At 81.4% G+C, this 591-nt stretch carries 1 protein-coding gene; it reads right to left on the reverse strand.

Annotated elements, in window-relative coordinates; translation table 11 throughout:
- Window positions 1-24 precede the first annotated feature (24 nt).
- Window positions 25-498: a hypothetical protein gene (locus FA014_RS19715; protein WP_154731276.1), complete on the reverse strand. Its 474-nt coding sequence runs from the start codon at window positions 496-498 to the stop codon at window positions 25-27.
- Window positions 499-591 lie beyond the last annotated feature (93 nt).

Consider the following 591-nt stretch of genomic DNA (forward strand, 5'->3'; position numbering starts at 1 on the left):
GGGGGACGCCCCGGCGCACGGCGGTCACCGGCCGCTCCGCAGGGCGGCCGCGAGCGCCACCGCGCCGGCGGCCACCGCGAGGGCGGCGGGCAGCTCCGGCCGGACCCCGTAGGCCGTCGTCGCGAGCAGGGGCCCGAGGACGAAGGTCAGCGCGTTGCCGGCGTTGACGACGCCCGCGACGTCGCCCTGGTGACCGGCGCCGACCGCGACCGACGCGGCCGACGTGCAGCCCGCCGCGGCGGCGCCCACGGCGGCGCCGAACACCGCCGCGACCCCGACGAGCACCGGCGCCGGGACGGGCGCCAGGTACGCCACCAGCGCGGCCAGCGCGACGGCGGACCCCACCCGCACGAGCCGCCACGGCGCCCACCGCAGCCGGGGGACGAGGACGCCCTGCGCGAGCATCGACCCCAGCCCCGCCGCGAGCAGCAGCGTCCCGGTCAGCGCCGTGGCGGGCGCCGGGCCGAGGCCGTACCGGTCCTGCACCAGGAAGCCCACGCTGCCTGGACGAGGGCGAGCGCGAGGAACACCGCGACGGAGGCGGTCACCGCGACCCGCACCCCGGGGACCGCGAGGGCGCCCCACCGGTCC

It is taken from the genome of Cellulomonas hominis, assembly GCF_005239125.1.
GTDB classification, from domain to species: domain Bacteria; phylum Actinomycetota; class Actinomycetes; order Actinomycetales; family Cellulomonadaceae; genus Cellulomonas; species Cellulomonas hominis_A.